At 57.5% G+C, this 18,410-nt stretch carries 18 protein-coding genes; 13 read left to right on the top strand and 5 right to left on the bottom strand.

What is annotated here, in order from left to right:
- The first annotated feature begins 2 nt into the window (after nucleotides 1-2).
- The 8 genes from IEX36_RS13120 (at nucleotide 3) to IEX36_RS13155 (ending at nucleotide 8,435) form a co-directional block, all read left to right on the top strand.
- Nucleotides 3-869 (top strand): hypothetical protein, encoded by an 867-nt coding sequence (locus IEX36_RS13120; protein ID WP_188760028.1) that lies wholly within the window; start codon nucleotides 3-5, stop codon nucleotides 867-869.
- Entirely contained in the window at nucleotides 866-1,648 is a 783-nt protein-coding gene (locus IEX36_RS13125; protein ID WP_188760029.1) for a c-type cytochrome, read from the top strand. Before IEX36_RS13120 ends, IEX36_RS13125 begins: the two co-directional genes overlap by 4 nt.
- Nucleotides 1,645-2,334, top strand: coding sequence for a QcrA and Rieske domain-containing protein (locus IEX36_RS13130; RefSeq protein WP_188760030.1), 690 nt, complete (start codon nucleotides 1,645-1,647; stop codon nucleotides 2,332-2,334). Before IEX36_RS13125 ends, IEX36_RS13130 begins: the two co-directional genes overlap by 4 nt.
- On the top strand, nucleotides 2,322-3,821 hold the full coding sequence (locus tag IEX36_RS13135) for a cytochrome b N-terminal domain-containing protein (RefSeq protein WP_188760031.1): 1,500 nt from the start codon (nucleotides 2,322-2,324) through the stop codon (nucleotides 3,819-3,821). Before IEX36_RS13130 ends, IEX36_RS13135 begins: the two co-directional genes overlap by 13 nt.
- A 190-nt stretch (nucleotides 3,822-4,011) precedes the next feature.
- Complete coding sequence (locus IEX36_RS13140; protein ID WP_188760032.1) at nucleotides 4,012-5,508, top strand: hypothetical protein; 1,497 nt, start codon at nucleotides 4,012-4,014, stop codon at nucleotides 5,506-5,508.
- A gap of 70 nt (nucleotides 5,509-5,578) precedes the next feature.
- Nucleotides 5,579-6,136 carry a bifunctional pyr operon transcriptional regulator/uracil phosphoribosyltransferase PyrR gene (gene pyrR, locus IEX36_RS13145; RefSeq protein ID WP_188760033.1) on the top strand — a complete coding sequence of 186 codons (558 nt, stop codon included), beginning with the start codon at nucleotides 5,579-5,581 and terminating at the stop codon, nucleotides 6,134-6,136.
- A complete protein-coding gene (locus IEX36_RS13150; RefSeq protein ID WP_188760034.1) occupies nucleotides 6,136-7,134 on the top strand; it encodes an aspartate carbamoyltransferase catalytic subunit in 999 nt (332 codons plus the stop codon). The genes pyrR and IEX36_RS13150 overlap by 1 nt, the downstream gene beginning before the upstream one ends.
- Nucleotides 7,131-8,435 (top strand): dihydroorotase, encoded by a 1,305-nt coding sequence (locus IEX36_RS13155; RefSeq protein ID WP_188760035.1) that lies wholly within the window; start codon nucleotides 7,131-7,133, stop codon nucleotides 8,433-8,435. The genes IEX36_RS13150 and IEX36_RS13155 overlap by 4 nt, the downstream gene beginning before the upstream one ends.
- Before the next feature lie 8 nt (nucleotides 8,436-8,443).
- On the opposite strand, the gene ligA is transcribed toward IEX36_RS13155, so the two are convergent.
- On the bottom strand, nucleotides 8,444-10,567 hold the full coding sequence (gene ligA, locus IEX36_RS13160) for an NAD-dependent DNA ligase LigA (RefSeq protein ID WP_188760036.1): 2,124 nt from the start codon (nucleotides 10,565-10,567) through the stop codon (nucleotides 8,444-8,446).
- Between the two features lie 54 nt (nucleotides 10,568-10,621).
- Nucleotides 10,622-11,149 (bottom strand): hypothetical protein, encoded by a 528-nt coding sequence (locus IEX36_RS13165; protein ID WP_188760037.1) that lies wholly within the window; start codon nucleotides 11,147-11,149, stop codon nucleotides 10,622-10,624.
- Nucleotides 11,150-11,250: 101 nt separating this feature from the next.
- On the opposite strand from IEX36_RS13165, the gene IEX36_RS13170 reads away from it, so the two are divergent.
- Both IEX36_RS13170 and IEX36_RS13175 read left to right on the top strand, forming a co-directional pair.
- Nucleotides 11,251-12,294, top strand: coding sequence for a metal-dependent hydrolase (locus tag IEX36_RS13170; protein ID WP_188760038.1), 1,044 nt, complete (start codon nucleotides 11,251-11,253; stop codon nucleotides 12,292-12,294).
- Nucleotides 12,295-12,389: 95 nt separating this feature from the next.
- Nucleotides 12,390-12,944, top strand: coding sequence for a DUF6580 family putative transport protein (locus IEX36_RS13175; protein ID WP_188760039.1), 555 nt, complete (start codon nucleotides 12,390-12,392; stop codon nucleotides 12,942-12,944).
- A gap of 47 nt (nucleotides 12,945-12,991) precedes the next feature.
- On the opposite strand, the gene IEX36_RS13180 is transcribed toward IEX36_RS13175, so the two are convergent.
- Together IEX36_RS13180 and IEX36_RS13185 are read right to left on the bottom strand one after the other, a co-directional pair.
- The gene (locus IEX36_RS13180; RefSeq protein WP_229668991.1) at nucleotides 12,992-13,624 is read right to left on the bottom strand and encodes a YqaA family protein; all 633 of its coding nucleotides are present in this window, start codon (nucleotides 13,622-13,624) and stop codon (nucleotides 12,992-12,994) included.
- Nucleotides 13,625-13,639: 15 nt separating this feature from the next.
- The gene (locus IEX36_RS13185; RefSeq protein ID WP_188760040.1) at nucleotides 13,640-14,158 is read right to left on the bottom strand and encodes a MogA/MoaB family molybdenum cofactor biosynthesis protein; all 519 of its coding nucleotides are present in this window, start codon (nucleotides 14,156-14,158) and stop codon (nucleotides 13,640-13,642) included.
- A gap of 178 nt (nucleotides 14,159-14,336) precedes the next feature.
- On the opposite strand from IEX36_RS13185, the gene IEX36_RS13190 reads away from it, so the two are divergent.
- From IEX36_RS13190 to IEX36_RS13200, 3 genes are all read left to right on the top strand, one after another.
- A complete protein-coding gene (locus IEX36_RS13190) occupies nucleotides 14,337-15,401 on the top strand; it encodes an energy transducer TonB (RefSeq protein WP_188760041.1) in 1,065 nt (354 codons plus the stop codon).
- A 166-nt stretch (nucleotides 15,402-15,567) separates the two neighbouring features.
- Entirely contained in the window at nucleotides 15,568-16,530 is a 963-nt protein-coding gene (gene miaA / locus IEX36_RS13195; protein ID WP_229668992.1) for a tRNA (adenosine(37)-N6)-dimethylallyltransferase MiaA, read from the top strand.
- A 39-nt stretch (nucleotides 16,531-16,569) separates the two neighbouring features.
- Nucleotides 16,570-17,319, top strand: a complete 750-nt coding sequence (locus tag IEX36_RS13200; RefSeq protein ID WP_188760043.1) for a Bax inhibitor-1/YccA family protein — start codon at nucleotides 16,570-16,572, stop codon at nucleotides 17,317-17,319.
- 81 nt (nucleotides 17,320-17,400) lie between these two features.
- On the opposite strand, the gene IEX36_RS13205 is transcribed toward IEX36_RS13200, so the two are convergent.
- Nucleotides 17,401-18,297, bottom strand: coding sequence for a hypothetical protein (locus IEX36_RS13205; RefSeq protein ID WP_188760044.1), 897 nt, complete (start codon nucleotides 18,295-18,297; stop codon nucleotides 17,401-17,403).
- Nucleotides 18,298-18,410 lie beyond the last annotated feature (113 nt).

The raw sequence follows: 18,410 nt of genomic DNA on the forward strand, positions 1-18,410 counted from the left end.
ATATGGAACATACGAACCTTATCCATCACGAAGACGGCCACACCCACATGACGGGTGAGATTCATCTGCCAGCACCGACAGCATGGCCTTTTGTACTCTCGCTCGGTATCGCCCTGATGATTGCCGGGCTGGTTACGCATTGGGCTGTCAGCCTGCTTGGCCTGCTGCTCACGTTGCGCGCGGCCTGGGGATGGTTTTTCCAAGTTCTGCCGCATGAACACCACATCAATGTCCCGGTCCAGGCTGAGCTGATCGAAATTTCTAGCACTCGCACTACGCAGGAGCGTCTGCCGGTCAGCGAGCGTCACCGCAAGATGATCCCCCTCGAGACCTTTAGCATCACTGCGGGCATCAAGGGTGGTCTTATCGGCGGCTTTGCCATGACGGTTCCGGCGGGCATCTTCTCGGTGGTGAAGTTCCACAGCTTCTGGTATGCGGTGAATCTGCTAGCGGCTGGTGGTTTCGTCAGTTGGGCCAACCAGTCCGACGCGTTTCTCGGACAGTTTCATCTCGAAGGCCTGCTTGCAGCGACCGCGATCCATGGTCTTGCTTCGGTGCTAATCGGATTGCTCTATGGAGCGATGTTGCCGATGTTCCCGCGCAAACCTATCCTCACCTGCGGGTTCATTGCGCCATTTCTCTGGACGGGGATTCTGTATACCGCGCTCGGGGTCATCAGCCCGATTCTGGATCAGCGCATTGATTGGCTCTGGTTCATCGTTTCGCAGGTCGCCTTTGGCCTGGTCTGCGGTTATGTTGTCAACCGCCAGGTAAAGGTCCGCACCTCGCAGTTCCTCGCTCTGCCGTTTTCCATACGCGCCGGACTTCACGGCGCTCATCCGCCCGAACCGAAAGACACTGACCAATGATTCAGGCTTCACATCCATTCAGACGGAGCGGCGCCTTCCTTCTCGTCGCAATCTGCTTTGCGGCGCTTGGCTGCAACCACATTCCGGGACGTCCTGGCCCTGGCCCGGAGGTTGTGCGCCCAGAACAGGTGCTCGACTTTCCGACACTCTACAAGCAGAACTGTTCCTCCTGTCACGGCGTCACAGGCAAAGACAGCGCAGCGCTTCCACTGGATAATCCTGTCTACCTTGCGCTCTCCGGCGAAGACAACATCCGCAAAATCATCGCAGGCGGGGTATCGGGCAAGCTCATGCCGAGCTTTGCCAAGTCTGCCGGGGGCTATCTGACCGATCAGCAGGTGAGTGTGCTTGCTCACGGTGTCATGCAAACGTGGGGCAAGCCTGGCGTGTTGGATGGCCAGAATCCGCCGCCCTATGCTGCAACGCAACAAGGAGATGTTGCTCGCGGCCAGCAGGCATTTACAGCTTCCTGTGCGCATTGTCATGGAGCGAATGGCGAAGGCAGCCAAAATGGCAAATACAGGCAAGGTTCAATCGTCGATCCTTCGTATCTTGCGCTCATCAGCGACCAAGGTCTGCGCAGCATCATCATCGCTGGTCTGCCCGACCGCCACATGCCTGACTGGCGTGGCGAGGGTGCGGCTGGCCATCCTGCTCAGCCGCTGACCGATCAGCAGATCACAGATATCGTCGCGTGGCTGGCCTCGCACCGCACTGCGAATCCGGGTCAGCCTTACCCCACTGCACCATCGCAGACATCCGCAGGAGCCGCACAATGACACCAAACGATCCGACAACAAACGAGCAAACTTCGCAAAACGCTCCCCCGCTGATCCCGCACGCACCTGTCAATGCCGAGTCTGCCGGACATTCACGTCGCGTGTTCCTCTTCAAGCTCTCGCTGCTACTTAATGGGGCTGTGGGTGTCGTTCTCGCCGTGCCGATCATCGGCTATCTGCTTGGGCCAGCAGTTCGCAAAGCTGCCGCGGCCGGTTCATGGGTTCCGCTTGGCCCTCTGACCGATTTCCCTGAAGGCGGGACTCGGCTCGTTGATTTTCGGAACCCAGTGACCACGGAGTGGGATGGCAAGACGGGAAACATTCCCTGCTGGGTTCGTCGTATCTCGGGCAATAAGTTCCAGGTCTTTGCTATCAACTGCGCTCATCTTGGATGCCCAGTGCGCTGGTTCTCGCAGTCGCAGCTCTTCCTGTGCCCGTGCCACGGCGGAGCCTACTATGCCGATGGCTCCCGCGCTTCTGGGCCGCCGGAGCGCGGCCTCTTTGAGTATGACCACAGGGTTATCGCCAATACGCTCATGATCAAGGTTGGCAAGATGCCCAACCTTGCACGGCAGACTGCTTGCGTCGGCCAGAAGCCGCTCGTCAACATCGAAGGCACAAGTCAGATGGCTTCAATCGAAGCGCCAAGCTCTCAGAAATCAGGATGCAGCTCATGCCAGGGATGAAACAACGCGCCACCGCTCTTTATCAATGGTTCGAGACGCGCCTCGGCATCGGAGCTCCTGCCATCGACGCTGCCGTGCACCCTGTACCAGCAAACACCTCAAGCTGGTGGTATGTCTTTGGCAGCGCCGCAACAGTCATTCTGGTGCTGCAGGTAGTCACAGGCATCCTGCTCGGTCTTGTCTACACGCCTTCGGCTAACCATGCGTGGGCCAGCCTCGAATTTCTGAACCACAGCGTGCAGCTCGGCTGGTTCCTCCGTGCACTGCATGGCTGGGGCTCAGATTTCATGATCGCCATCGTGCTTATCCATATGGCGCAGGTCTTCATGTTCGGCGCCTATAAGTTCCCGCGTGAACTGACCTGGATTATCGGTGTCTTTCTGCTGTTGCTCACGCTGGGGATGGCCTTCACTGGTCAGGTCCTGCGCTTCGACCAGGACGCCTACTGGGGCCTCGGCATCGGGGCATCGATTCTCAGCCGTGTTCCTTACATCGGCCAGCGGTTAGTCGACCTTCTGCTCGGCGGGCCCATCATTGCTGGCCCTACACTTACGCGCTTCTTCGCGTTGCACGTCTTCATCATTCCCGGCATTCTGATCGCCTTCGTTGCACTGCACATCCTCATGGTGGTGCGTTTAGGTATCAACGATTGGCCGATGCCCGGTCGCATTGTGACGCGTTCCTCCTATCAGCATGAGTACCAGGAACTTACCCACGAGACCGGCATCCCCTTCGTGCCCGATGCGGCATGGAAAGACGCCGTTTTTGCCGCTGCGATACTGCTTGCCATCATTGCTTGTGCGCTCTTCTTTGGCCCATTCGGTCCCACGGGGCAGCCCGATCCCACCATTATCCAGACTGCGCCGAAGCCAGATTTCGCTTTCCTCTGGATTTACGCGGTGCTCGCATATCTGCCCCCTGCGCTTGAGACGCCGTTCATCTTCATCGTTCCCACAATCGTTATCATCTGCATGCTGCTTCTCCCGCTTGTCGCAGGAGAAGGCGAGAAGCACTGGTCGCGCCGCCCTGTCGCCGTTCTCTCACTGGCGGTCATCGCGGTAACGCTCGGTGTGTTCACCAGACTCGGCACGTACACCCCATGGAGTCCGGTCATGAATGCCTGGACCAGTGCACCTATCCCGACCAAGTATCTGCATGACCGTACGCCGCTTGAGCGTGAGGGAGCCCTTGTGTTCCAGTACAAGCAGTGCCGCGACTGTCACTCTATTGGTGGCGAAGGCGGAATGCGTGGTCCTGCACTGGACTCCATTGCCTCGCGCATGACGGAGGATCAGATCATCCGCCAAGTCCTTCAGGGCGGGGGTAATATGCCTGCCTATGGCAACTCGCTGAGCCCTGCGGAGACAACGGCGCTAGTCCGCTTCCTTACTACTCTGCGTGGCAAGGATCTTGCGCCTGCCATCGATGCCTCGCGTCAGGTTATAGATAATGGCAAATTGCCTACCTCTACTCTGCCTGAGCACTAATGCTAAGAATCTGAACGTCTGTATTTCTTTGTCCGGACGATCCTTAATGGGTTGTCCGGTTTTTGCTGCTCTGTAGGCAAGCTCGATACTTCGCCCATATATCGCCGGTGTTTCTAATCTCTCTGTGTGCTCCTGGCGGTAAAATCAAAGCATCCTTTGCACAATCGAGCAGGAACTAGCCAGAGGTGCCATGAGGTTTCAGGTCAGCGAGATGGTGGAGACGCAGGACGCCGAGCTGGTCTCGCGAGTGCTGGAAACGAACCTGCGGGCGCAATGGAGCGATGTCCTCCGCGAGGGAGATACCATCGTTCTGCACGGTCTGGGGCCGACGCACCGAGTCAATCGCAAAGATCGCGCGATTTTTGCAGTGAAAGCGGTGGAGGGTGGAAAGACTGCCATCGAGATAGATGTAACGTACCTCGCATCGGCTTTGGTCGGAACCGCCGCACCGCAAAACGAGATCGTTCAGCGGAAGCTCGACGGCGTGCTCGAACTCGTCCGTATGGATGTGGACCTGGCGCAACGCCGGAAGGCCCTTGAGAGGGACCGTGGGCTTAAACCCAAACTTGTCATCAACAAGGATGAGTCCTCTTCGGTCGCAGTCGCTGTATCCGATGCAGTTGAACATGATGCCACTGCTGAAGTCGTGGAGAACAAGGCTGCAACTCAGGTTGGTGAGACAGGCGAGACCGTCGCAGCTAGAAAAGCCCCCGTGGATGAGAACATTTCCGTCGTCGAGGAGAAGGCCAAAGACACGCCCATTCCCTCCGAGGATACGTTGAAAAAAGTGCTCGAGAGGATGACACAGCGGGAGAGAGAAAGCGCGATTGTTTCTGAGTCAAAAGGCGACGACATTGGGGATGATATCTTCTCCCCGAAGCGGGCCGATGTTCTGGCGAGGAACAAGGCTGCAATGCAGGCCGCGCAGATAAAGAAGCCAGCTTCATCTGCTATGAACCTGGCTTCTCCGGCATCAGATATGCAATCGACAGTGGAACAGCGCTTGGTTCACCGCGGGGATGTTGATATTGTAGAAGAGGGCGGTAAGCCGGAGCGCATGAAAGAGCGTTCGGCGGGATTGATCTTCGCGACCTTGCTGGTCACGTTTTTTCTCGCCTTTTTGGCACAAATAGGGTGGCAATATCGGGCACAGGTTAGCCAGCAGCTCACAAGCTGGCGTGCGATTTGGAGCGCCGAGCGCGTTGATCAAAGCCAACCCGGCTTGCCTAAACTCACGCCTGATCAGCAAGCCGCCCAGCAACGTTCCGAACGACTCGCTGCCGCAGCCGACGCTGAAAAGGCAGCGGAAGCAGCCAGGCTCGCAGAGCCTGACCCAAAGCAGTGGCTTGAAAATTGGGTAGACACGATGAAAGGGACCGATGCCGGCGCACAAGCTGCTTACTATGCCAACCCTGTCGACAAGTACTTTCTGCGCTATAGCGTGAGCAGGGCCGATGTGATGGCAGCCCGTCAGGATGCGATTGCCAAGCGCAAAGGCACATGGACCATGCGTCTGGATGATGTTGTTGTGGCCCAGCAGACCGATACAACCGCGCGAATCCTGTTTATAAAGTACATCGCGACGGACGAAGGTTCAGGGGTTGTGGAACAGAGGTTGCCGACACAGATCAAGCTTAAGCGCATCGATGGACAGTGGCGGATCGTCTCTGAGCAAACGCTCGGTTAGCGGACAGCTTCATCGGCAGGGGGTGCTGCTGGTATTATCAAGCGCGAATGGTATGAGCGAGACGACTGGAATGGGAACCCAAAAAATCCGCGAGAAGGGGAGGCTGATGTCGGCCTCGGAGATCGAGCGCACGCTGGTGCGGCTGGCGCATGAGATCGTGGAAAAACATGATGGTAGTAAGAACGTAGGCCTCGTTGGCATCAAGAGGCGCGGTGTCCCGCTGGCACAGCGGCTTGGCGCGATGATCGAAAAGATCGAAAAGCACCCGGTTGATACGGGCACGCTCGATATCAGTTTCTATCGCGATGATCTTTCGACAGATGGTCCACGCCCGAAGGTTACGTCTGGAGCAATTGGCTTCGACGTGACCGGACGCGACATCATTCTGATGGACGACGTGCTATACACGGGCCGCACCATCCGTGCGGCGCTCGACGCGCTATTTGATCATGGTCGTCCCAAGAGTGTGCGGTTGCTTGTGCTGATCGACCGCGGCCACCGTGAGCTTCCCATTGAGGCTACGTATGTCGGCAAGAGCGTGCCGACGTCACAACGCGAGATTATCGAAGTGAAGCTGGCCGAAGTCGATGGGCAGGACCAGGTGCTGCTGGTTGAGCGGGTGGATTGATGGGGAGTGCAACGACGCCGAAGGGCTCTGAGTATGCGCCGGGTTCGCTCTTAACAATTTCTGATGTGCCACTTGAAGAGGTCTCCGCGATTCTTGCCGAGACGACGCGAATTGAGCAATTACCTCGCTCTGAACGTGCGCAGATGCTTGCCGGTCGTACGGTCGCGCTGCTGTTCTACGAATCGAGTACGCGGACGCGCACTTCTTTTGAGTTAGCTGCGAAGTCGCTTGGCGCAACTACGACACTGGTCAGCGACAAGTCGTCCTCCATCGAAAAAGGGGAAAGCCTCAAGGATACCGGTCTGACGTTGCGCGCTCTTGGGGCAGAGTGCATCATTCTGCGCCATCCATGCTCTGGTGCACCATTTCTGCTTGCACGCATGACAGGATTGCCAGTTCTGAACGCTGGCGATGGTATGCACGAGCACCCATCACAGGCTCTGCTTGATCTGCGGACAATCCTTACGCGCCTGCATGGCGTTGCGGCGGCGACCACGGCACGGCAAGATTCGCTGCGCGGTGTGACCATAGCGATTACGGGAGATATCCTGCACAGTCGTGTTGCGCGTTCTAATGCACTCTTGCTGCCAAAGTTAGGTGCACGAGTCGTGCTCTGCGGACCGGAAGAGTTATTGCCCGAGACTGCACTCGGCCTCGGTCCTGGCGTTGAGATCGAGCGCAATTTCGATGCCGCGCTCGAACGAGCACAGGTTGTCATGATGCTGCGCATTCAGAAAGAACGGCTGGCTGGTCTCGAACTTGATCTTGCCGATTATGTCGCGCGGTATCAATTGTCCAGCCAGCGCTTCACGAAGCATGCAGCTAGCGCGCTGGTGTTGCATCCAGGCCCTATGAATCGTGGCGTGGAGATCGATGGGGAGGTAGCCGATGGACCGCAGTCCGCCATCACAGAACAGGTGGCACATGGGCTAGCGGTAAGATCGGCGTTATTAGTCCGCGCTTTAGGTGCTGGCAGGTTTGAGAGTGTAACTGTATGAGTGATGTACTCATTTTGAATGGCCGTCTTGTTGATCCAGCAAATGGCATCGATGCGGAACGAGATCTCCTGTTGCGTGATGGCCGAGTGGCAGCAATAGAAATACCTGGTGTGCTGAAGAACGTTGCGGCAGCGGAGACCATCGATGCCTCCGGTTGCATCGTTGCTCCAGGATTCATTGACGTGCACGTACACTTGCGCGAGCCCGGGCAGACGTATAAGGAGTCGATTGCCACCGGAACGGCTGCTGCTGCTGCTGGCGGCTTCACCAGCGTTATTGCTATGCCGAACACAGTTCCAGTGAACGACTCGGTCGCGGGCCTTGAGTGGATGCTCGACGCTGCGCGTGGTTCTGTAGTGAAGCTGTTTGCAATGCCAGCTGCGACGATGGGGAGCATGGGCATTGAGTTGAGCAATTTTTCTGCGCTACGCAAAGCTGGTGCCGTAGGTTTTACTGACGACGGGAAGCCCGTGCTGGAGGATGATGTGATGCGTGCGGCTCTGGTCCGTGCTGCGCGGCTCGGAGTTCCTGTCTCACAGCATGCAGAAGACACGCGACTCACTGGAGGGTGCAGCATGAACGCGGGCCCGGTGGCCTTTCGCCTCGGCTTGCGGGGGATGACTGTCGAAGCGGAAGCGCGCATCGTCGAGCGCGATATTCGTCTATTGCGCGAGATTGAAAAGGCAGAAGGGCTGCGGCCGCATCTGCATGTACAGCATGTCTCAACGGCGCGCGCAATGGAGGCGATCCGCGCAGCTAAACGTGAGGGCCTGCATGTGACCTGCGAGGTCGCCCCGCACCATTTCACTCTGACCGATGAAGCCGTAGGCAACTATGACACGCATGCGAAGATGAATCCCCCACTACGTGTCGAAGCTGACCGCGTGGCAATGGTTGCGGGGCTTATGGATGGAACTGCGGACACGATTGCTACTGATCACGCACCTCATGCTGCGCACGAGAAGGAACAGGAGTTTGAGCGCGCTCCAAACGGAATCACCGGGTTGGAGACCGCCCTTGGACTGACGTTGCGCGTGCTGCATCGCGGCCAAGGAATGACATTGTCGCGCGTGGTTGAGTTAATGAGCGTAAACCCTGCGCATGTAGTCTCACTTGAAGGACGAGGTGGGCTAGCCGTTGGCAACCATGCTGATGTGGTAGTGTTCGATCCCAACACTGACTGGACTTTCCAGGCGACGAATTCAAAATCGAAGTCACGTAACACGCCCTTTAATGGAGCCGCGATGCTAGGTCGAGTCCGGTTTACTATCTGCGAGGGGCGGATTGTGTTTTCGAATTAGCTGACGGTTCACACAGCTTTTGGGCCATGTTCTATCAACTTCAGCAGGCCGGCCTCATCGAGAACAGGAACACCAAGAGAATTGGCTTTGTCGAGTTTTGAACCAGCTTCTTCACCTGCAACCACATAATTTGTCTTTTTGCTGACTGAGCCTGAGACTTTGCCTCCGGCCGACTCAATCTTCTCTTTTGCCTCTTCGCGGGTCAGATTGGGCAGCGTTCCGGTCAGTACAAATGTCAGTCCTTCAAGGATGGTGCCGCGAACTCGCTTTTCTGCAGTAAAGGTAAGTCCAGCCTTACGGAGACGCTCGACAAGATCACGATTCCGTTTGTTGTCGAAGTACTCTCGGATTGCTTCAGCAACCTTGGGGCCGACATCATGGATGCGAGTGAGGTCATCGACACTTGCTTCCATCAACGCATCCAGGCTGCCAAACTCTTCTGCCAGCGCCTGCGCAGTTCGCTCACCGACATGCCGAATACCCAGTCCGAGAAGGACGCGGTTGAGCGGCTGCTGTTTTGAGCGCTCGATCTGTTCAAGCAGTGAGTCAGCCGTCTTCTCGCCAATACGCTCCAGCGTGAGCAGATCTTCTTTCTTCAAGTGATAAATATCAGAGATCGAGCGAACGAGCGCGGTGCGGGTTGGCGTCTCTGCTTCTACGTCTTCGTCATCTGCGGCAGCGGCTGAGATTTGCAGGATGCTATGGCCCAGCAGTTGCGCGACTAATACCTCGCCAAGCCCTTCAATGTTCATCACTGCACGCGAAGCAAAGTGACGCAGCTCTTCTTCGAGTCGCGCAGGACAACTGGCATTCACACAGCGCCAGTCGACCTCGCCTTCTTCACGGACCAGTGGGGTCTTGCAGCGGGGACAATCCCCAGGAAAAGTAATCTCGCGGCGTGCGGTCTTCGAATGTTTCTCTTCCACAACGTGGGTGATCTTCGGGATCACGTCTCCGCCGCGCTCGACTTCAACCAGATCGCCGATGCGCACGCTAAGGCGGGCAATCTCGTCAGCGTTGTGCAGCGTTGCGCGAGTGACAGTAGTGCCACCAATGAAGACAGGTGCAAGTGCAGCTACAGGGGTTACCTTGCCTGTGCGGCCCACCTGGAAAAGCACGTCTTCCAGCCGCGTCGTGCCTGCGCGCGCTGCGAATTTGTACGCGATAGCCCAGCGTGGCGCCTTACCCGTGAAGCCAAGTCGGCGCTGTTGTGCGGTCGAGTCGACTTTGATTACAACGCCGTCGATCTCGTAGCCCAGAGCGTCTCGCAGTTTCTCGGCATCGTTGATAAAGCCGATAACCTTGTCGATGTTCGCTATAGTTTTCGCGTGCTGGTTTACTCGGAAGCCAGCTACTCGCAACGCTTCCAGCGTCTCCGACTGCGCAGGCAACAGCGTCTCCCCATCCTTCAACAAGAAGTAGGCGTAAAAGTCGAGCCTGCGCTGAGCAACGATGTTCGGCTCAAGTGTGCGGATGGTGCCGGCTGCCGCATTGCGGGGGTTCACAGCAGGTGCGAGTCCTTGTGCTACGCGGTCTTCATTCATCTTGACGAATGCGGCCTGTGGCAAAACAACCTCGCCGCGCACCTCGAATGCCTGGGGAAGCTCCGCCGTCTTAAGCTTTGCGGCGGAGATGCTCAGTGGCACAGAACGGATGGTTCTTACATTGGTGGTAACGTCTTCGCCAATTGTGCCGTCGCCACGCGTCAGCCCGCGAACGAGCTGCGCGGTTCCGTGCGGGCCAGATTCATAATGTAGCGCCAGAGAAAGGCCGTCGAGCTTAAGCTCGCAAACGAATTGGACTGGCTCGCCGCTCGGCAGCGCATCCCGAACGCGCTGCGCCCAGGCGCGAAGCTCATCTTCGTTATAAGCATTGTCGAGCGAGAGCATCGGGCGCGAATGTGCGGTTTTGACGAAGCCTTCGCGCGGCTTGCCACCGACGCGCTGTGTGGGTGAGTCCGGCGTAACCAGATTCGGATGCTCGGACTCCAGCTTCTTCAGCCGGTTCATCAGCGTGTCGTACTCGGCGTCGCTGATCTCTGGCGTGTCGAGTACGTAATAGAGGTGCTCGTGGCGGCGCAGTTCGTCGCGCAGCGCGTCGATTTGTCGATCGGGAGTCAAAGCCGCAGCCATAGTCAGGATTATAAAGAGCGCGTGCTATCACAATGCCAGGCTGCAAAGAGAGCACTACTGGCTCGATGCAGGTGCGGCCTGAGCCGTGGGCTGTGCCGTTCTAATCGGGGTGTCTTTGCCGTGTTCTGGATCGTACTCGTGCTTCATCATCCATGCTTTGAAGTCAGCGATGGGTTCTGATCCCATTCGGCCGTCGTGGGCGAAGTAAGCAAAGTCTTTGACGTCTGTCTTCAGATTACATGTGAAGTAGACCCCGCTCTTTCCGAAGACAGGGAACAGTACGACAAGCTCACGGCCGGGCTTCTTCCATTTTGCCGGGTAGGTCTCAAAACCGAAGGATGCCCTGATCTTGTCTGAGCAGTCGTAGCTGAAATCGACCCCTTTGGGTTCGCCGTTCTCGAACAGATTCGCGCGGCCATCGCCCTTCGACTCGTCGTTGAAGCGGTTGTGGTACCAGGTTGTCTGGTTGCGGCCGAAGATATGGATGCGCAGAGGATAGTCCGCCGGGTTTTTGCTTTCGGCGATGAGCAAGGCTGAGACACAGACGAGACCAAAGCAGAGCAGTTGCCTGAATCGTTTCATGAAAAGACTCCAGTTCAGATGCATCGTACCGAAGCGGCAGGCGCGGGGCAATGATTTTTTGTGATTCTGTAGTGTGCCTGTGAGCGGATATGCTGAACGTTATGGAACCCGTAACCCATCTGATGACAGGCGCTGTGCTCTCTCGCGCAGGGTTCAATCGCAAGGCGGCTTACGCTACGCTGGCCATGACGCTTGCTGCGGAAGCTCCTGACCTCGACACACTATGGTCGATCAAAGGTCCGGTCGCGGTCTTCCAGCATCATCGCGGATGGACCCACACCTTTCTCGGATTGCCCATAGAAGCCGCCATCGTGGTCGGCGTTGTGTGGTTGCTTCACCGATGGCGTATCAAACGCAATCCAGCCAAAACTACGGCTGCACCAGTGCGATGGTGGCTGCTCTTCTGCTTCTCGCTGATTGCGCTACTGAGCCATCTGCTGCTGGACTGGACCAACAACTACGGCCTGCGCCCGTTTTTTCCGTTCAACCCAAGATGGTATGCAGGATCGTTCGTATTCATCTTCGAGCCAGTCATCTTTGCTCTTCTGCTGATCGCGCTCATTGCGCCGCCATTGTTTGGGCTGGTCAGCAGCGAGGTCGGCGTACGTAAGGCGAAGTTTCACGGGCGCGGATGGGCCATCGCCGCGTTGGTTGGCATTGTTGCGTTTTGGGGTTGGCGCATCGTGGAGCGGCAGGACGCCATTCAGATTGCGCAGGCACAGAACTACGGAGCGCCTGTTACGAGAGTCTTCGCCAGTCCGCACATGGTTAATCCTTTTCGCTGGAGCGTCATCGTCGAGACACCCGATTTCTATCAACTGGCCACTGTAGACACGCTCGACGACACGGTCGCGACCAGCAAGGAGTCGGACATCTTCTACAAGCCGCCAACCACGCTCGCCACGCTTGTAGCCAAACGTAGCTGGCTTGGACAGGTATATCTGGACTGGTCCAGCTTTCCGCTGGTCACACAGACGTATACGAGCAATGAAGGTTTTGCCACGGTCACCTTCCGCGACCTGCGCTTTATGTACGACGCCTCGTTCCTTACCGGGCGCGAAGACCCTCCGCTCTCCGGTAAGGTCATCTTGAATACAGATCGCCGCGTGGTTCGAATGGAGATGGATGGCCGGGTCCAGCATTGAGACGGCGAAGGACCGAAGTTGACCCTGCCGCACTTAAGTTTGAAAATCGTAGATGTATCGTCATTCGCACGAATCTGGATCGACAGAGGTCTCCCATGGCTGCTTATCTCGTTCTTCTGCTAGCGGTTTTGAGCCGCATCCTGCCTTACGCATTTCATCAGGTCAATCTTGGATTCACAGCCGTGGGTGGCGGTTTGTTGTACTTCGGCGCTCGCCGCAGCCGGTGGCAGACTGTCTTTGCCGTGCTCGCTCTGATGGCGACTGACTACTACCTGACATCATTCGTCTTCAGCTATCCGTTCCACGCGAAGGACTATCTGGTGACCTGGGGATGGGAAGCTGCTGTTTGCCTCATGGCGCATCAGGTCCTCAGCCGCAAGAGTTCGGCCCTGCGGGTTGGTGGAGCGGTGGCTGCGTCCTCGACCTCATTTTTCCTGCTCAGCAACTTTGCAGTGTGGGCGGGAAGCGCGATGTATCCGCATACTGCTGCTGGTCTCGGCGCTTGCTATGTTGCGGGCATTCCGTTCTACGCGAATGACCTGATCTCGACGGCCTTCACCGCAGCTGCGCTCTTCGGTCTGCCTGCACTGGCCCGCAACATCGCGAACACATTGCATGAGACGGGAAACAATAATCTTCCCATGGCGTAACGCGTGCAAGGAGTGAAAAGGCCGCGAGTGTTCGCGGCCTTTTTGCTTTAATCCTCAACAGGAAACTGTGTACCGCGCCGCCGGTCGAAGAGCTTGCGAACGACGTACACGACGATCAGCACAACGACAATTCCTCCCGCTCCTAGAACATATCCCAGGTGGTCGTGAACGGCTTTCGTCATGGTGCTGATGATCTTCGGGCCATAGAGGATCGTAATCACGGCCCAAAGCATAAAGCGGAGGAATTTGCCGGTCAGCATCGCCGAAAAAAACCATGCCGGCTTCATCTCGAAGACTCCCGCAGCCAGCTCGAACAATTTGATCGGCATCGGAGGAGGAAGCATGGCCGGGACCATGATGGCCAGGAACTCCTGCTTCTCGAAGCGATCGCGCAACTGCTCATAACGTTGGCGATTGATGCGCTTGAGTAAGATCAACTCGCCGCCCGCGCGGCCCAGGTAGTACGGCACCAGGCTGCCGATGGCCGAGCCCAGTGCAGCAATCAGGCAGTAAATTACAAATCGCGAATGATTTTCAGCGACGTCCTTGATCAAAAGCGCGTCCAGCGGCATGGGCACCGACGACGAATCGACCAGCGCCATGGCACCCAGTCCCCACACCCCAAGGGCCTGCAAGGCGACGTTCGCTTTATGTATCCAGATAGAGGCGGGAATCTTCACGGGGACATATCTATTCTACCCGTGCTGAGTACTCTTCGCCTCGTGGGTGGTGCGTCCTGCAAGCAGGTCGAGCGCGTGCGGCAGCAGTGGAAGAATTGCAGCCAGAGACGTCTCTGCTCCTGCCACGCTCCCCGGAAGATTCACAATCAGCGATTCGTCCAGTGCTCCGCAGACACCTCGGCTGAGCGCGGCCAGCGGTGTGTGTCGTGAGCCCTCGGCTCGCATCCGTTCTGACAGCCCTTCGATGATACGATCACAAACCGCGCGTGTTGCCTCGGGAGTTACATCACGCGGTGCAAGGCCGGTTCCCCCCGTGGTTACGATCAGCGGTGATGTTGCCGCATGGCGACGTAGCGCCGCTGCAATCTGGTCGCGCTCATCGGGCAATGTCTCTGCATCGATTACTGCTATGCCAGCTTCTGAAAGCAGCTGCGCAACCGCAGGGCCAGACCGATCGGTCTGTTCGCCGCGCGAGCAGCGGTCACTTATCGTCAGCACAGAGGCGCGGGTGTCGGCTCGGAAGCGCTCAATCACAGTTCCAGTCTACCGGCGCGGGCTTGATTGTGTGGGAGTTACGGACAAAACAGCCAGGGAAGGCCCAAAGATGCGAAAATAAAGGTAGCGCCGCACCAGGGTACCGTCGCCTGGCTATCTGGCCAATTGATTCATCTGACGCAACTTTCGCTGCTCCAAACCGTCAGAACCATCATCCATGCCCACGCTTGAAACACCGCCTGACTCCGCATCGCCCACACCGCCTATAAAGGTGCACGCAGGCCGTTATGGTGATCTCGAGGAGCACCAGGTCATCCACCTTCTCGACTCGCTCGACGACGAGCAGGCCAAGGCGCGGTTTCGCGAGTCAGTCTACATCTCGATCATCATCTGCATGGCGCTGGCATGGTTTGTCATGTACGGTCCTCGGGTCATCTTCCGTGAGCCGCGCGTCATCAACCCGATGGATGTGCTCAAACAGCGTGAGAAAGACCTGACATACCTCGAAATGCAGCAGAGCAAGCCCAAGCTGCCGCATAAACCAACCAACGTCGTTAGCGACAAAGACCAGACGCAGCAGACTGCTCATCCGACACTCGATAAGAAGACGCTGGAGCAGCTGGAAGCGATGCGTAAGGCAGGGGCGCCGGGCGCCGCGGCTCCTGCGCCAACACCAACACAGCCTGCACCGGCACAGCAGCAGCCCGCTCCGCAACAGGCGAAGCAGCAGCCTCCGTCTGCGCCTCTGCCACAACACGCTCCACAACAGCAGGCAACTGTGGACGCTCCGCATGCCGCGCCGACGAAGCCCAACTTTGGCAATCAGAATCAGTATGCGGGCGATGCCATCCGTCAGGCAGCAGAGCAGGCCGCACGCAACCATGGTGAGGGCGGTGATTACGGGCAGAATGCTCCGATCGCGCATCAGGGGCTGAACACCGGTGTCGAAGTGCTCTCCGATACCCAGGGGGTGGACTTTGGACCGTACCTGCGGCGTATCCTCGGCGACATCCGCCGTTCGTGGATTCCGCAGATTCCGGAAGAGGCACGTCCTCCGCTGAATAAGCAGGGCGAGACGCTGATCCGGTTTACCATCCTGCCCGATGGCAGAATTGGTGCGATGCATCTGGATGGCTCAACCCACGACCAGGCAATCGATCGCGCTGCGTGGGGCGGCATCGTTGGCGTAGGGCAGTTTCCTCCACTGCCGGCCAGCTTCCACGGGCCTCAGCTTGAACTGCGCATCGAGTTCCTCGTAAACATCACTCCTCCGCAACAATAGTCCTTATGCCCGCACTGACTTCAAGAAATCACGCTGAGCGCAAGAGTGTGGAGCGTCGCCGCCAGATTCGAGCGCTGTTCGTGCTCGCGCTTGGTGTGCTGCTGTTCAGTATTCTTCGAGTCGGATTGCATCGCGTGTTCTCTCCCTCCGGATGGTGGAGGCTCTGGTGAAATTCGTGGCCGAAGATCAGCCATTGATCGTGATTGCAGGGCCAACTGCCAGCGGCAAAACCGCTCTGGCTCTGCATCTGGCCGAGCAGTTTGACGGCGAGATCGTCAGTTGCGACTCGGTGGCCGTCTATCGCGAGATGGAGATCGGAACGGCGAAACCATCGCACGATGAACGCGCACGTGCGCCGCACCACATGATCGACATCGTCTGGCCTGACGAAGCATATACAGCGGGAGACTACAGCCATCAGGCACGTGAAGCGCTTACCGGAATTACTGGACGCAGACGTCTGCCCATTGTTGCTGGCGGGACTGGTTTGTATCTGCGTGCGCTGGTAGATGGGCTCTCGCCAGCGCCTCCGCGTCAACAGGGTTTGCGCGACCGGCTTCGTCAGCGCATCGAAAAGCTTGGCCCGGAACATGGGCCAAAACATCTGCACCGAGTGCTTACGCGACTTGATCGTGTTGCTGCTACTGCTATTCACGAGAACGATATTCCGAAGGCCATTCGCGCTATCGAGGTCTCGCTTGCCGCCAGACGACCGCTGACCGAGCAGTGGAAGATGGGGCGTGACGTACTGACTGGCTATAGCATCCTGCGCCTCGGTTTGGCTCCGCCACGTGAGCGCTTATACGAGCGCATCAATCAGCGCGCAGCAGAGATGTTTGATCGCGGCCTGGTTGAAGAGACAGAGCGCCTGCTGGAGCGTTACGGCGATGCTTGCCGTGCGCTTGGGTCGCTTGGGTATGCGGAAGCCGCTGCCGTTGTGCGTGGCGAGACGAGCCGCGAGGAAGCTGTGCTTAAGGCGCAGCAGGGCCATCGAAACTACGCCAAGCGCCAAGGTACGTGGTTCCGGCGCGAGCGCGAGATGCACTGGCTTCATGGTTGTGGTGGCGATGAAGAAATCATGCGGCAAGCGAGCGAGTTGGTTACACGGCATCTACGCAAAAGAGAATAAAATCTGAGCGGTGTGTCGCAGAAGTCGAAAGGAGAAAAGATGGCTCAACTGATGAAAACGTCGAATCCCGCACTGAATGCACAGGTGTTTCGAGGGCAGTACACAGGGGTTGGCGACGCGATGACGTTGGAGGGTACGGTCAATAAGACTGGAGTCCTCTTGCTTTGCACGACGGCTACGGCTGCATGGGCGTGGCATGTATTTATGCAGACGCGTTCTGCTGCCAGCGTGCTTCCGCTCCTGGGGATTGGGTTGATTGGTGGCTTTATCGTTGCGTTGGTGGTCACGTTCAAAAAGACTTGGGCGCCTGTTGGGGCGCCTGTCTATGCATTACTTGAAGGGTTGGCGCTGGGGAGTCTCTCCGCTGTGCTCGAGGTTCGCTTCCCAGGCATCGCGATTCAATCGGTGGCCCTGACCTTCGGCACGCTACTGGTTCTGCTATTGGTGTACCGCGCCGGCATTGTGCGCGTTACAGACAAATTCCGCCTGGGCGTATTTGCTGCGACTGGCGGAATCGCCTTGTTCTACCTCGCAGAGATTGTCCTTGGTTTCTTTGGAATCCACTTTGCTTCGATCAACGGCTCAGGCGCCATTGGCATTGGGTTCAGCGTCTTTGTTGTGATCATCGCTGCTTTGAATCTGGTACTCGATTTCGATTTTGTCGAGAGTGGTGTACGCGTGGGCGCACCGAAGTACATGGAATGGTACGGCGCATTTGGCCTCATGGTCACGCTTGTCTGGCTCTACCTGGAGATATTCCGTCTGCTCACAAAGGTGCGTAATAACTAATTCACCGCATGCACAACAGTTCACGGTATGCACAACGGCCCACTCGCTCTGAATGGGCCGTTGTGCGTGTTGGGTACTTCGTTACATCCGTACGACGAGATCATCGGCCAGACGGAAGCGCACAAGCGATTCTGCTGGGATTTCGATATCTCGATTGCCGGTGAGTGCTCCTGTAGCGGTGCCCGCGCCCGCACCGGCGAGTCCGCCAATCAGCAGGCCCGTGCCGCCGGAAGCCAGTCCGCCAACCAGCATACCGAGACCAGTGCCTCCACCGATGAATGCGGCGGTGCGCTTGCCTTTACCCCTCTTCGACCGGGTGTAGTCGCTAGTCTGGATGGGATACTGCGTTCCATTGAGCGTTAAGCTGGTCAGCCGCAGCTCAAGAATTGAAGCGCCTTTGAAGTGGCCTCGCTTGTGTGCCGCGACGATCTCGCCATCGACATGTGTGCCACGCGGGATCACGATGTTGCCGTCGGGGCCGCTGACTGGTTCGGCAACATCACCGTCGAAGCGATCGCCTGGGCGGCTGCTCTTGACGCTGATGTGCTCATTGATGCGGATCGCCAGAGGCGTTCCGCGAGGTAGGTCGATCTCAGCAGGACGTGCTGGTTGAACCTGCTCTGTGGTCTGTTGCGGCTGCGCTCCACTGTACGACTGATCACCTGCGACCGTTGGTTGGCCGGGTACAACTGCAGGTTGCCCTGGTGCAACTGCTGGCTGGTTCGCCGCCACTGTGGACTTCGGCACGACTGTAGTAGTAACGACCTGTCCCGTTTGTCCCGGTACCGGCGGCTGCACCGTTGTGGTGATGGTGTTTCCATTTTTGTCGACGCTGACTACTTGTTGAGGCTGTCCGGTTGCTGCGGCTTGTTTCTTTGCAGCATCAAGTGCCGCATCCTGCTGGGAACGACATCCGGCGAGCACAACAAGCCCGAGCGTAATTGCGACAACAAATCTGCCTGGATGTGAGAGTTTCATCGTGTGACTCCATTCTTTGAAGTAACTTATCGTGGTGCACATGTGGAGCATCCGCGCATCACGATAAGTTAAGATGCTCGTTTCCAAGGCAGAGGCTGACGCTATGAGGGGCA

Source organism: Edaphobacter acidisoli (assembly GCF_014642855.1).
GTDB lineage: Bacteria > Acidobacteriota > Terriglobia > Terriglobales > Acidobacteriaceae > Edaphobacter > Edaphobacter acidisoli.